The organism is Halalkalibacter alkalisediminis, assembly GCF_028610705.1.
Taxonomy (GTDB): domain Bacteria; phylum Bacillota; class Bacilli; order Bacillales; family Bacillaceae_D; genus Halalkalibacter; species Halalkalibacter alkalisediminis.
Map to the genome: position 1 here is coordinate 1 of NZ_JAQQWT010000020.1, position 14,386 is coordinate 14,386.

The 14,386-nt window shown below is 39.9% G+C and carries 10 protein-coding genes and 1 tRNA gene; 2 read left to right on the plus strand and 9 right to left on the minus strand.

Annotated features, from left to right (window positions below; translation table 11 throughout):
- Positions 1–88 precede the first annotated feature (88 nt).
- The 7 genes from PQ474_RS19220 to licT all read right to left on the minus strand — a co-directional run bounded on the left by PQ474_RS19220 (position 89) and on the right by licT (position 9,534).
- Positions 89–164 (minus strand) — tRNA-Ala (locus PQ474_RS19220).
- Positions 165–472: 308 nt separating this feature from the next.
- Complete coding sequence (locus PQ474_RS19225) at positions 473–1,843, minus strand: UDP-N-acetylmuramoyl-tripeptide--D-alanyl-D-alanine ligase (RefSeq protein ID WP_273846824.1); 1,371 nt, start codon at positions 1,841–1,843, stop codon at positions 473–475.
- Between the two features lie 218 nt (positions 1,844–2,061).
- Positions 2,062–3,162, minus strand: coding sequence for a D-alanine--D-alanine ligase (locus PQ474_RS19230; RefSeq protein WP_273846826.1), 1,101 nt, complete (start codon positions 3,160–3,162; stop codon positions 2,062–2,064).
- 413 nt (positions 3,163–3,575) lie between these two features.
- Entirely contained in the window at positions 3,576–4,985 is a 1,410-nt protein-coding gene (locus tag PQ474_RS19235) for an aryl-phospho-beta-d-glucosidase (RefSeq protein ID WP_273846829.1), read from the minus strand.
- A 17-nt stretch (positions 4,986–5,002) separates the two neighbouring features.
- On the minus strand, positions 5,003–6,439 hold the full coding sequence (gene ascB / locus PQ474_RS19240) for a 6-phospho-beta-glucosidase (protein WP_273846831.1): 1,437 nt from the start codon (positions 6,437–6,439) through the stop codon (positions 5,003–5,005).
- An 86-nt stretch (positions 6,440–6,525) separates the two neighbouring features.
- A complete protein-coding gene (locus tag PQ474_RS19245) occupies positions 6,526–8,460 on the minus strand; it encodes a beta-glucoside-specific PTS transporter subunit IIABC (RefSeq protein ID WP_273846832.1) in 1,935 nt (644 codons plus the stop codon).
- 225 nt (positions 8,461–8,685) lie between these two features.
- The gene (licT, locus tag PQ474_RS19250) at positions 8,686–9,534 is read right to left on the minus strand and encodes a BglG family transcription antiterminator LicT (protein WP_273846950.1); all 849 of its coding nucleotides are present in this window, start codon (positions 9,532–9,534) and stop codon (positions 8,686–8,688) included.
- A gap of 396 nt (positions 9,535–9,930) precedes the next feature.
- On the opposite strand from licT, the gene PQ474_RS19255 reads away from it, so the two are divergent.
- Together PQ474_RS19255 and PQ474_RS19260 are read left to right on the plus strand one after the other, a co-directional pair.
- The gene (locus PQ474_RS19255) at positions 9,931–10,695 is read left to right on the plus strand and encodes an HAD-IIB family hydrolase (RefSeq protein WP_273846951.1); all 765 of its coding nucleotides are present in this window, start codon (positions 9,931–9,933) and stop codon (positions 10,693–10,695) included.
- A 260-nt stretch (positions 10,696–10,955) separates the two neighbouring features.
- Positions 10,956–12,395 (plus strand): glycoside hydrolase family 1 protein, encoded by a 1,440-nt coding sequence (locus PQ474_RS19260; protein WP_273846834.1) that lies wholly within the window; start codon positions 10,956–10,958, stop codon positions 12,393–12,395.
- 282 nt (positions 12,396–12,677) lie between these two features.
- Here the strand turns inward: PQ474_RS19260 and gerQ are convergent, their stop codons facing one another.
- On the minus strand, positions 12,678–13,037 hold the full coding sequence (gerQ, locus tag PQ474_RS19265; RefSeq protein WP_390187630.1) for a spore coat protein GerQ: 360 nt from the start codon (positions 13,035–13,037) through the stop codon (positions 12,678–12,680).
- 136 nt (positions 13,038–13,173) lie between these two features.
- Positions 13,174–13,650 carry a cell wall hydrolase gene (locus PQ474_RS19270; protein ID WP_273846838.1) on the minus strand — a complete coding sequence of 159 codons (477 nt, stop codon included), beginning with the start codon at positions 13,648–13,650 and terminating at the stop codon, positions 13,174–13,176.
- Between the last annotated feature and the right edge of the window lie 736 nt (positions 13,651–14,386).

Genomic DNA, 14,386 nt, shown 5'->3' on the forward strand with positions numbered 1-14,386 from the left:
TTCGAACCCCCGCGCGGTTTAACCCGCCTGTCGGTTTTCAAGACCGATCCCTTCAGCCGGACTTGGGTATTCCTCCGCGTAACAAAAATGGTGGAGCCTAGCGGGATCGAACCGCTGACCTCCTGCGTGCAAGGCAGGCGCTCTCCCAGCTGAGCTAAGGCCCCATTAGAATGCAAGTCATTATTAACAAATCTTTATGACCCGAGATTTAAAATATTATCATAATATATTTCAAATGGCAACAAGTAATTAGAAAAGATTTCAGCAAGACACCATTTTAAATAGTACAATTGTTATTAAAACCTTTTTAGGCCCCTGATTTAGACTCCTCAATCAGCACCAAACAAATCCAACATCGATTGTAAACAGTGGAGGATCTGATGCGCATTCCAGTCTATCTATTAAGCTGGAACTGGCAAATATTCCTCCCTTTCTGTTTGAATATAACCACTTTTCGTTAACAACTCAGTTCTTATGTTAAAGCATTAACAACCTCTTCTAGTTTCATGCCGCGCGAGCCTTTAACTAAGACCACATCGCTTTCCTCCACAACTTCCTTTAGTTTAGCAATCAACACCTGTTTATCATCAAAAGCCAAAACATGATTCTCTGTGAAATTCTCCTTTGCCCCATCTGCAATCTTTCTGCCTAATTTACCAAATGTAAAAACATAACTGATTTTCTCAGCATCAATTCCTTTTCCCATTTCATAGTGAAAGACCTCTTCATTGTCACCTAGTTCCAGCATATCCCCCAAAACGACTATTTTTTTCCCATAGTCCTTTAAATCTTGAAGCAATTCAATCGCGGCACGCATCGAAGTTGGGCTGGCATTATACGCGTCATTAATAACGGCTACTCCACCTTTGCCTTGGATCAACTCCGTTCGCATCCCCGTAATCTTGATCAGATCCAACCCTTTTTGGATATTAGGAATAGACACTTCGAAAAGTTGAGCAATTGCGATAGCGGAGAGGGCGTTATTAATGTTGTGTTTACCGAGAACCGGAATAAAAAATTCGTTCTCATCCTCACCGTTCAACGTAAAATACGTGCCGTTACTCTTCTGCTCGCTCTTCACAGGGTAATAGTCGTTCGTATTAGAGCTGCCAAAGGTAATGACATTAAAAGGACTGTTCACTACTTTTTCCGTTAATAGTGGCTCATCCCCATGGATCACTAGTGCCCCGTTTTTCTGCAATCCAGCCGTAATCTCAAATTTCGCCTCGGAAATCCCTTCCCTTGAACCTAAATCTAATAAGTGGGACTCACCAATATTTGTGATGATCGCGGCATCAGGTTTTGCAATCGTTGATAGAAGTTCAATTTCTCCCCTTCCACTCATCCCCATTTCCAACACAGCCATTTGCGTGTCTTCCTCTAATTGGAGAATCGTCAATGGCAGACCAATGTGGTTATTATAGTTCCCTGCCGTTTTTTGAACTTTATAAGTCGTTGCAAGCACGGAAGTCACCATATCTTTCGTCGTTGTTTTCCCGTTGCTACCAGTGATTCCAATAACCTTCGCAGGAAGACTTGCCAAATAGTTTTGGGCTAAATCTTGCAATGCCAATAAAGTATTCTCCACATAAATAAGCGGAATGTCAGCAGGAGGGGTCGGCTGATTTTTTTGCCATAGGGCTCCTGATGCTCCATTCTCAACTGCTGCACTCACAAAGTCGTGGCCATTAAAGTTCTCTCCAACAAGCGGAATATACAGATTACCTTCTCGAATCGTTCTTGTGTCTGTAGAAACTCCTGCAATCTCCGTATTAGTAAAACCTTGGTCAACAATTTCCCCGTTCACCCACGTAGATATCTCCTTAAATTTTCTTTTAATCATCATTATCGCTCCTTCTTGTCAGATGTATCTTAAGTATTATGAACATAATTGTAGGTTCCACAGAGTAGGCGGAATAACCGAGGAAGTAACTGAAAAAGGTATGATTTTTTACTTTTTCAGTTACCTTTAAAAGACCCCTCTTTTCTGTTCGCTGTTTCTATTCTATGTAAAAGGAGGCTGACTCACAACGGAGTCAACCTCAATACTCATTTTATACCTTAAAAGGTGTGTTTAATCTTCTGTTTTTCCTCATGGCGCTTGACTCCAAGATCGACTAATTTTTCAATCAGTTTGGAGTACGGCAAACCTGATTCCTGCCACAACATCGGGAACATACTGAATGGCGTAAACCCAGGCATCGTGTTCACTTCGTTCATGAGAACTTCACCCTCTTTAGTCAAGAAGAAGTCGGCACGGACTAATCCAGAGCAATCGAGAGCTTTGAAAGATTGAATCGCTACACTCTTAATGTTCTCATATTCTTCCTCGGTGATATCAGCAGGGATAATAAGTCCAGTGTCCCCATCCTCATATTTCGCTTGATAGTCGTAAAAATCTGTTGTCGGTACGATCTCACCGACAACAGAGCACTCGGGATCCTCGTTTCCTAACACTCCAATTTCTACTTCCCGACCGTCAATTCCTTCTTCAATTATAATTTTACGGTCATATTCAAAGGCTACCTCAAAGGCTTTTTCTAAGCTTTCGCGGTCCTTACATTTACTAATTCCAACACTAGATCCTAAGTTGGCCGGTTTAACAAAACAAGGATAGCCAAGCTGTTCTTCGACATTCTTGTATGCCGCTTCAGCATCCATTTCCCAGTCAGTGCGTAGGTACCAAACATATTTAGCCTGCTTAATACCAGCCTGCTCATAGATGTTTTTCATCATGACTTTATCCATTCCGGCAGCCGATGCCAGCACCCCGTTACCCACATAAGGAATGTTCATCAGTTCTAATAATCCTTGAACCGTTCCATCTTCCCCGTTCGGTCCGTGAAGCAGCGGGAAAACCACATCGATCTTATCTTCATTCGTTTGGTTGTTGTCAGCTTTTGCTGCAACCGGGAAGATTTCCGAATTTAACGCTACCGGAGAGATCGTTTCCCCTCCATCTATTAATTGAAGCTCTTTGACATCCTCCACCGGGCCTTCGAGCTGCGCTCCCCTGACCCACTCTCCCGTTGCTGATATATATATTGGATGAATTTCATATTTTGTTAAGTCTAATGCTTTAATAACAGCTTTTGCCGTTTGTAATGATACTTGATGTTCCGCAGATTTTCCACCATATAATAATCCAAGTTTAATCTTCAATTTTCACCCTCCATGTCCATTTCCATATCCACTTCTTATTGTAACACTATCGTCCCTAAACTAAATATGAATTTTTGCTTAGTTTACACCACTCGTACTGGCTAATGGCCCTATATTTAATTATTGTATGTAAATTTTTTTTCTTTGGGCATGTTTATTGGAAAGTTTTCGTGATAAGAGGTGTCGCATTTGGTAGGACTTCTTAGTGCTTCACTACGGTCACCACTTCCTTCAATTTATTAGCCACTTATTATAGAACCTTTTTTAGCCCGCTATGAAAATGTTCATAGCGGGCCAAGATATCTGAATTCAATTTTATGATACGCCTTTTTCTGTTTATTCTTAAGAACGTTAAAGAACTATCATGAATCCTGGATGTAGGGAATTTGTACCCCTATAATTATCCTTGTTTCTTAAAGTTCTTCACCATTGGTTGCTATTACATTTTTGTACCAGTTAAAACTTTTCTTTTTCAAGCGTTTATTAGAACCTTTTCCTTCACTATCTCGGTCTACATAAATAAAGCCATACCGTTTTTTCAACTCAGCTGTTGAAGCACTTACTAAATCAATGGGCCCCCAGGATGTGTAACCGATAAGGTCCACGCCGTCACCGATTGCTTTTTTCATTTCTTCAATGTGAGCACGTAAATAGTCTATACGGTAATCATCTTCAATAGATCCATCTTCCTCGACCACATCTACAGCACCTAATCCATTCTCTACAATGAAAAGTGGTTTTTCATAGCGATCGTATAATTGGTTACAAACGGTTCTTAAACCAACAGGATCAATTTGCCAGCCCCACTCTGATGCTTTCAAATAAGGGTTTTTAATACCAGCTAATAGGTTACCAGATGCTTGTTGCTTCAGGTGCTCAGGATCAGTACTTGCCACAAAGGACATATAGTAGCTAAAGCCAATGTAATCCACTGTATGTTCACGAAGGATCTCTAAGTCCCCATCCTCCATTTCAATGTGAATGCCCTTTTCAAGCCATTCACTTTTGATATAGGAAGGATAGTAGCCCCTTGATTGCACATCAGAGAAAAATAACGTTTTACGATCCTGCTGAGTTGCTGCAAACATATCTTCCGGTTTTGACGTGTAAGGATATGTGATCATCGAAGCAATCATACAACCAATTTGTAGATCCGGATTAATCTCATGCCCTGCTTTTACTGCCAAGGCACTTCCTAGAAATTGATGGTGTGCCGCCTGGTAAATATCTTGCTCATTTTTTTTACCATCTTCAAATAATAGGCCGCCACCCGTAAATGGTGCGTGAAGCAACACATTGATTTCGTTAAACGTCATCCAATACTTCACCTTTTCATGATAACGCTCAAATAACGTTTTTGCATAACGCTCGTAAAATTCTACAACTTTGCGATTTTTCCAACCACCATACTCTCTCGCCAAGTGCAAAGGCATTTCATAGTGAGAGATCGTAACGACTGGCTCAATATTATGCTTTACTAACTCATCGATCACGTTATCGTAAAAAGCTAATCCTTTTTCGTTTGGATGAAACTCATCTCCGTTAGGAAAAATACGTGTCCATGCGATCGAAAAGCGGAATGCCTTAAAGCCCATTTCTGCAAACAGGGCGATATCCTCTTTATATGTGTTATAGAAATCAATGCCTTCATGATAAAGATTAAAGTCCTTCATAGAAAAATCCGGTGGACTTAAAATTCCATTAGGAGAAACGTCCGCCGTTGATAATCCCTTCCCATCAGCTTGGAAATTACCTTCTAATTGATTGGCTGCAACCGCTCCCCCCCATAGGAAACATTCTGGGAACTTAGCTAATTTACTCATCCTTTTCACCTCATTGATTAATCTAAAATCTCTCCATTTGATTCAATGACTTGCTTGTACCAATGGAAGCTTTTCTTTTTCTGACGCTCTAAAGAACCATTTCCTTCATTATCTTTATCTACATAAATGTAGCCATACCGTTTTTTCATTTCTCCCGTTGAGGCACTAACTATATCGATCGGTCCCCAACTCGTATAACCGATGATGTCGACTCCATCTTCAATCGCTTCGCCCATTTCAGCAACATGCTTTCGTAAATACTCAATACGGTAGTCATCGTTTACTTCTCCATCTGTATTCACTTCATCGACAGCACCTAACCCATTTTCGACAACAAATAAAGGCTTTTGATAACGGTCGTATAATTGATTTGCCGTGATTCGAAAGCCTTTCGGATCAATCGTCCAGCCCCATTCTGACTTTTCTAAGTACGGGTTCTCTATCGATCCGAATACATTACCAGCTGTTTGGTTCTTTAACACTTCAGGATCTGTACTTGTGGCACGACTTGCATAATAACTAAAGCCGATATAATCGACGGCATGATTTTTTAATAAAGCTTCGTCATCAGCTTCCATTTCGATCGTAATATCATTCTCTTTGAAGAAACGTTTCGCATAACCTGGATATGCTCCGCGAGATTGTACATCGATAAAGAAGAACGATTCACGATCTTTCTCCATCGCATCCATGACATCATCCGGATTACACGTGTACGAATACGTCATCCCTGCTGCAAGCATGCAACCAATTTTGGCATCGGGATTGATCTCATGACATGCCTTCACCGCTAAGCTACTGGCAACTAACTGATGATGTGCCGCTTGATACTTGATTTGCCTTTGGTCTTCCCCTTCCTTGAAAACAAGACCTGCCCCAACAAAAGGCAGATGAAGAAGCATGTTAATTTCATTAAACGTCATCCAGTAGTTCACTTTATCCTTATATCGTTCCAAAATCGTCTTCGCATATGTTTCGAAAAATCCCACTAGCTTGCGATTTCTCCAGCTTCCATATTTCACAATTAAATTGACAGGAACATCAAAATGAGCAATTGTTACAACAGGCTCAATCCCATGTTTTAGTAGCTCATCAAATAAATCATCGTAAAATTGTAAACCCGCTTCATTCGGCACTAAATCATCGCCATTTGGGAAAATACGAGCCCAAGCAATCGACACACGCAATGCTTTAAAGCCCATTTCGGCAAAAAGAGCAATGTCCTCTTTATAGCGGTGAAAAAAGTCAATCGCTTCATGAGAAGGATAAAATTCTCCTTCTACCGGTGTAAACTGATCCAGTTTCCCTAGCATTATGTCCCAACGTTTTTTCCCCGTTGGCAACAAATCAACTAACGTCAAACCTTTTCCACCCTCTAAATAAGCACCTTCTGTTTGGTTGGCAGCGATAGCGCCACCCCATAAGAAATTATCTGGGAATTGATAAGTAGACATAACAAACTCCTTTCAGTTAAATAAATAACCAGAAGGAAGGTCTAATTACTCGTTTTCCTTCTGGCTTCTATCATTCTTACTTATTTTTATTTAATTAAGGTAATTAAGCTATCACCATGTTTCACTTCTTTTTCTTCTGTTGTCATTAGGTTATATTGATCTGAATTCGTTACAACTACAGGTGTAGCAAGCTCAAACCCAGCTTCCTGAATCCCCTTAATATCAAACTCAACCATAAGTTGTCCTTTTTCCACACGGTCTCCTTGTTGAATATGAGCCTCGAAGAACTTTCCTTGCAACTGAACTGTATCCATTCCAACGTGAATTAATAATTCTGCCCCATTATCAGAAGTAATTCCAACAGCATGCTTTGTCGGGAATAAGGCTGATACCGTTCCTGACACAGGTGCCACTAATTTTCCTTCTGTCGGCACAACAGCAACTCCTTTTCCAAGTGCACCGGTTGCAAAGGCTTCATCTTTAATATTTGATAAAGGTAGTACTTGACCTACGAAAGGACTAGAAATCACTTCACCTTTCACTTCTGCTGCATTGGTTACTCGCGCTTCTATAGGAGCTTCAGTAGCTGCTACTTCCGCTTTCTCAAGTGGAGTTTCTCCTTTATTGACCCCACCAAATAAATACGTTAAGACTACACCCAATACGAATGCAACAACCATAGCAATTAAAGCACCCCATACGGTCATATCAAGACCATTTGGACCAATAAATGATGGAATCATGAAAATTCCAAGTCCACCAATCATATACGTTTTTGTTCCGAAAAATCCGATTAATGCACCACCAATACCAGCACCGATACAACTGATAATAAATGGTTTCTTTTTAGGTAGGGTAATTCCGTAAATTGCAGGCTCTGTGACACCAAAGATACCTGAAATAAATGCTGGAATACTAAGTGACTTTAATTTTTTATTTGTCGTTTTTAAATAAACTCCAAGTACCGCACCAATCTGTGCAAACGAAGCTGCGAACATCATTGTTAATACTGGATCAGCACCAAATGTTGATAAGTTGTTAATGGCAACTGGTACAAGACCCCAATGTAACCCGAAAATAACTAACACTTGCCAGAAACTACCAATAAATAACCCTGCAATAATTGGACTTAAATCATAGACGAACACCGTTGCTTGACCAATAATTTGTGCAGCCCATGTAGAAATTGGACCAATGATAATAAATGTTAATGGTACAAGAACAAGCAATGTAAAGAATGGTACTAAGAATGTTTTAACAACATCAGGAATGACTTTCTTAAACCCATTTTCAATCTTCGCTCCAAAGTATGTTGCAAGAATGACTGGGATTACGGAAGAAGCATAACTCATTAAAATAACTGGTATCCCAAAGAAGGTTACATGTACAGGAGATTCAAACATCGTCCCTGCAAATAATACGTAAAGCGGATCTCCTGTCATTAATGTATCAACCGCTGGATACACTAACGACGCACCAATGGCAATCCCGATAAATGGCGATCCACCAAACTTCTTCATCGCTGTGTAACCTAAGAATATCGGTAAGAAATGGAATAATGAATCCCCAACGATATTTAGTATTTGATACGTTCCATCCGTTGCTTCTAACCATCCAACGGATAAAAATAGTGCATTAAACCCTTTAATCATCCCTGTTGCGGCTAACACACCTAAGATTGGTGTGAAAATACTTGCGATAATGTCAATAAAGCGACTAAAAACACTACCTTTCTCTTCGTTTCCATCTTCGTCACTTTGCTGCGATTGATCAGCAAATCCACCAACGGTAACAACCGCTTTGTACACGTCAGGAACATGGTTCCCGATCACGACCTGATATTGTCCTCCGCTTTTCATGACTGTTACAACTTCATCCATATTTTTTATAGCCTCTGTTTGGGCTTTGCTTTCATCCTTTAATTTAAATCGTAATCTTGTAATACAATGAACAACACTTTTCACATTTTCTTTTCCGCCAACTTTTTCAAGAATTCTTTTGGCTAATTGCTCGTATTTCATGACTAACCCCCACTTTCTTATTTATCTTTAGTATTTTTTGTAAATAAAAAACCTGATCCGATTGAGCACACAGAATAAGCTTTGTGCTTCTAATCAGACCAGGTTAAGCCCACTTAAGGTAACATTCCTTGGTAAAGATATTATGTTTTGACTAAGGTAATGCTTTCTTTTTCAAAAAAGAAAGATATGATTGCTGTTACATTTTGATCGTTTGTTTACCCTACCTCAGCTTTGCTGGTGACGCTGTGTAACACGATGAATATGCAGCGTCAAATAGATGATTTCATCCTTAGAAATCTCCCAATTATAGCTCTTTTCTAGGTACAGTTGAATCTTTTCACTGCACCGAAAGGCTTCAGGATATTTTCTATTCAACTGTTCAAAGAGGAAATGATCTTCTGTTTCCATCACACGCTCTTTCCGTATAAACCTCATCGCAAAAAAGCGAAGATGTGTGAGAAACCGTTCATAATTAATGGAACTTTCATCTAATTCCATTCCGAAATGGTACTTTACAATATTCAATATATTATTGACCATTTCTGTTACTTGTACAGCCTCAGCCATATTCTCTCCAGATAACTGGCTATTGACTAGATGCAGAGCAATGGATGCCGCCTCATCTTCCCCAAATAAAATACCTGTTTCCTCTTGAATGATAGCTAACGCTTTCAACGATACTTGATACTCAAGCTTATAGTGCTTTCTGATTTCCCATAAGAGAGGGTTCTTTAAAGTAATTCCCTGCTTATGTCTACTTATGGCAAAGCTAATGTGATCGGTTAAAGCTACATACAGATGATCATCTATTTTGTACGGCAATCGCGACTTGGCATAATCTAAAATCTTAGACGATATATTGAGATATCTTTCAGAAGTATCGCTTAATAGCTGAGCTAACTTATCAGAAACACCCTGTTTTTCTAATACAAAGGTCTTCTCAATTTTTGAAGTGTCGATTGGTTCTCCGGCCTTTTTTTGAAAAGCCAGTCCACGGCCCATCACAACAACCTCTTGGTTTTGTTGATTATTCGCTATCACGACATTATTGTTAAACACTTTTTTAATCTTCATCATCAAACCCGCCCTACTTCTGTTTTGTTCCAGTCTGTAAAAATGGGTATAAAAAAAACCCAACCTTGAATACAGAATACCCCATGAAGAGCCTCCGAAACAAACTTAGGTTTTGCCTGCCGAACAGTAACAATCCGTCTAAGAAAATATTTAATTGAAATCGCTTACTAAATTTATACCACGACAAAACAATCAGTGTCAATAACCTTTCAAAAAAAATAATTTTTCATTTTTTCAAAACTAGTTTATGCTTTATCCATCATTATTATAGAGTCATAGGGAGGAGAAAACTATGAAATTAATCACAACAGATATGGATGGGACATTATTAAACGAAAAAAACGAGGTTATGCGAACGCAATCCGCAAAGCACAAGATTTAGGGATCCAGGTCGTCATTGCAACAGGCCGGTCTTACGAAGCGGCGATAAAACCTTTAATAAAAGCTGGTTTAACTTGCCCAATCATTTGTTTAAATGGAGCACAAATTCATCGAAAGAATGGCGAAATAATTCGTAATATTTCATTAAACAAGGAAGCATGTCAAAAAATTGAACTCGCATGTACGAGTGAGTCAAGTTATTTTGAAATCTTTACTAGCGCTGGAGGCTTTTCTGTCAATCGGGATGCCTTTATTCATATACTGGTCGATGTGATGAAAGCCCATTATCCAGACGTTGAAACAAACGTCATTAAAGAAAAAGTTCAGCAACGTTTCCAAGATGAAATGATTCAAACCGTGGATGATTTCGATGATATTTTCAATAATAATGACATTGAGGTCTATAAATTTCTTACCTTTTCTTTAGAAGAGGATGCTTTACAAAGAATCCGTGAGCAGTTAGAAGGTGAAAGAGATATCAACATTACGTCTTCAGGTCATATGAATCTTGAATTTAACCATCGTGATGCCAATAAAGGAGCCGCCCTCGCTTTCTACTCTAGCATACAAGGCATCGAATTAGAGGATGTCATGGCCATTGGGGATCATTTCAATGATTATTCGATGCTTGAAGTAGCTGGGTTCAGTGTCGCAATGGAAAATGCGGCTCCAGGCATTAAAGAAGTCTGTGACTTCACAACCAAAAAGAATTCAGAACATGGGGTAGCCTTTGCGATTGAAGAGGTCCTTCAAGGTAGAATCAAGAAGATGGTTAGGTAAGATACCTATCGTTTCAAATGTAGGATTTGTATAAAACCACTTAAAATAACGATTACAAATATTCTTGCTAGCTCAAAAAAACCATGTTATAGTTAAATCGCAAATAAACAAATATCCATTTAGGATTGTAACTGTTCAAACAGGCAAAACCTAAATCACGTATCTATGAGACTAATATGTCTTCCCTACGTGATTTAGGTTTTTTTTATTTCATCCTAGTGAATGAATATTCATTTCAAATTTAACATGGAGGTTTTCATATGACTAACTATCAATTTCCAGAAGGATTTTTATGGGGCGGTGCAACAGCTGCCAATCAATTAGAAGGTGCGTATCTTGAAGGCGGCAAAGGGATGAACCTTGCAGATGTGATGCCTGGTGGAAAAGTTCGTCTAAACGTGATTTCTAAACCGGGATTCGATTTTAAAATCGACAAAGAAACCTATACGTATCCAAACCACGACGGTATCGATTTCTATCATCGCTATGCAGAGGATATCGCGCTATTTGCTGAAATGGGTTTTAAAACATACCGTATGTCAATCGCTTGGTCTCGTATCTTCCCTAAAGGAGATGAACTAGAACCAAACGAAGAAGGTCTAGCTTTCTATGATAGAATATTCGATGAGTGTTTAAAACATGGGATCGAACCAGTTGTGACGATTTCCCACTATGAAATGCCTTTATATTTAATTACAGAATATGGCGGTTGGAGAAACCGTGAAGTCATCTCATTCTTTGAGCGTTATGCGATTACTTTATTTAACCGTTATAAAAACAAGGTGAAATACTGGTTAACCTTTAACGAAATCAATGGAGCTACACATCTTCCTATTATGAGTCTTGGTTTCTCCCCGGCGACAGAAGATGTTCGTCTTCAAGAAAGCTTCCAAGGCTTACACCACCAATTTGTAGCGAGCAGCTTAGCTGTAAAGGCATGCCACGAAATCATTCCTGGCTCTCAAATTGGTTGTATGTTAATTTATATGCCTGTTTACGCATATGATTGCAACCCTGTAAATGTACTACACGCGCTAAAAGAAGAACAAGTCTTTAACTATATTTGTGGCGATGTACAAGTTCGCGGTGAGTATCCAGCCTTCTCAAAGCGTTACTTTAAAGAAAACGACATTAACATTGAAATGCAACAAAACGATTTAGAAACGATAAAGCAATATCCTGTTGACTTCATTTCCCTTAGCTATTATATGTCTCGCACGGAAAAGAAAGAGCTAACAGAAGAGGAAAAAGCATCAGGAAACCTCATCGCTGGTGTAAAAAATCCGTTCCTTAAAGCGAGTGACTGGGGATGGGAAATCGATCCAACCGGTCTACGTATTGGCTTAAATCAACTATATGATCGTTACCGTGTCCCTCTCTTTGTGGTTGAAAACGGACTCGGCGCATACGACACTGTCGAAGAAGACGGAAGCATCAATGATGATTATCGTATTGATTACCTTCGTGAGCATATTAAAGCAATGGGTGAAGCCATTGAAGATGGCGTTGAATTAATGGGCTACACAGCTTGGGGGTGTATCGACCTCGTAAGCATGTCAACTGGTGAAATGTCGAAGCGCTACGGCCTCATTTATGTTGACAAGCACGACGACGGCAGCGGAACCGTTGAGCGTAAAAAGAAAAAATCATTTTACTGGTACAAGAACGTGATTTCAACAAATGGACAGGAATTAGAATAATAGAGAAAAAGCAGAGATGATGTGCCTGAGGTGCCCCTCAAAAGGTAAAGCTTTTAAGCAGATAAATGGCTGGTATGGATACGGTATTGAACCGGACTCATGCCAGCCAATTTTTTCTTTTACGCTTGTTATTATAATAATTGATATATTCTTCCATTCTCTCTTTTGAGCGCTAATGAACTATCCCTTCTTCTAGTACCTCTGCAATTTGCATCCTTGTGTGGTAGAACTAAAAACCCGCCTTCTCGAAAGAAATAAGCGGGTTTCTAGTGTTCTACAGATTCACTCCGATGTCTCCATGGCCGCCTCGATAGCCGGACTAATTTCCGTGTGAGGATAGTTGATTTGTTCCCCAAATTCTACCCAGTCGAGATTTGCCATCAGAAGCAGGTAACGTTTCCCGCTGGACGGGTCACTGATGATGATGTGGTCACGGCCAGCTGTTTCCACGCGCCCCTGATAAACCATTGCATTCCATCTGCTGTTCCCTTGGTAAGTAAAATAGAAGGTACCTATCTTCCCTTTGTTAAAGCGCAGGATATTTTCGATAAATGATTCTTCCACCACGCCTGTCGGCAATTGTTGCCCAGTGCCCATAGGAACAACGGGGACGGAATATGCCGGTCCAGAAGGCACATTCATAGGGAAGCCTCCTGGTTGTTGTTGTTGTGCAGTCATACCCTGCATTACGGAAGTGGGATAATAACCAGGAAAAGAATTCGTTGGATAATAACTGGAGTCTCCAAACCTCATATGAAGATCAGCTCCTTTTTTTATTTTAGCGATAAAACTCTGGACAGTAGCCCGGTACACCGACATAGAAGCAATGATTCTTGTGCGCAAAATCAAACTGCGTCATGGGGGATCTTGGCATCGTGGCGGTACAAGGATCTCGGAATTGCTGTCCCGGACTGGGGTTAAAAAACCACAAATTCATTCTCGCCCGAGGCTCTCTGTAACCTTGCAGCAAATCCCTGGCCCTCTGAAGGTCAGCTTCGTCAGGGCGCTGTGTATACAAAGTTCCATTTAAGACGGGCTCGAAATGAGGGATTCCAGTTCCTGGGATGGTTTGATAAATCGCATGTCTGATATTGCGCAAATTTTTGAAGTCCGGATCACAGTCTGCCTCCACCCGATTGGCCACAACCGTCCCTACCATGCTCATCCCTTGGGCTCCTTCACCGATCGCTTCCGACAGCATGAGCCTCGCTAACGAATCCACGTCCCGGGAAGTATGTTTTATTCGTCTACCCATTTTCTCACCCCCTTCAGCCTATACAAGTAACTTATTGCCTGAAGGCGGTTTTAGCAACTTGTCTATCAGCCCAAACTTGGGTAATTATTCTTAACCAAGTTCCTTGGCATTTTGTCATTAAATCTATGTAAATAATTATGATCAACAAGAGAAAACCCTGAAATTATGTATCCACTTTCCTGTTTTATAGGTGGAAATAAATTCTGCCCACAATTCTTAATCAAACACGATTTATATTCTGATAGTACAAGTGCGGATATAAACCAAACAGGAAGAATGCATTGAAATTCGAGCTAATGAAAAAGACCTACCCGAATTTGCTTATATCAAAAAGATAATTCATCCAATGAACAGCCTGAACTAGAAGAAGTTCCTAAGTATTTAGAGAAGAGAAACTAGTACATTGAAGCATATCCATACTCCACTACTAGTGGAAGCCGGAGTATCTTGAACAAATTATAGACAGACTCGGCCATTCAGATGATCCAATAACCCAAAATGTCTAACTCCATGTAACGTAAAAAATAAAAAAAGAAGCTTCACATAAGTTGGTCAACTCATAAGAAGCTTTCGTTAATTTACCTCAATGTTAGCATTTCACTCTCACCTCACTAAAAAACCTATTCATATCAAGGTTTTCAGGGGCAGATTAATCTGACGCCCCTAAGGTGAGAGTGTGTAATATTTTTAACGGTAGTGCAGAAATTGCGGTATTTGTTGAATTTTTACTGTACGG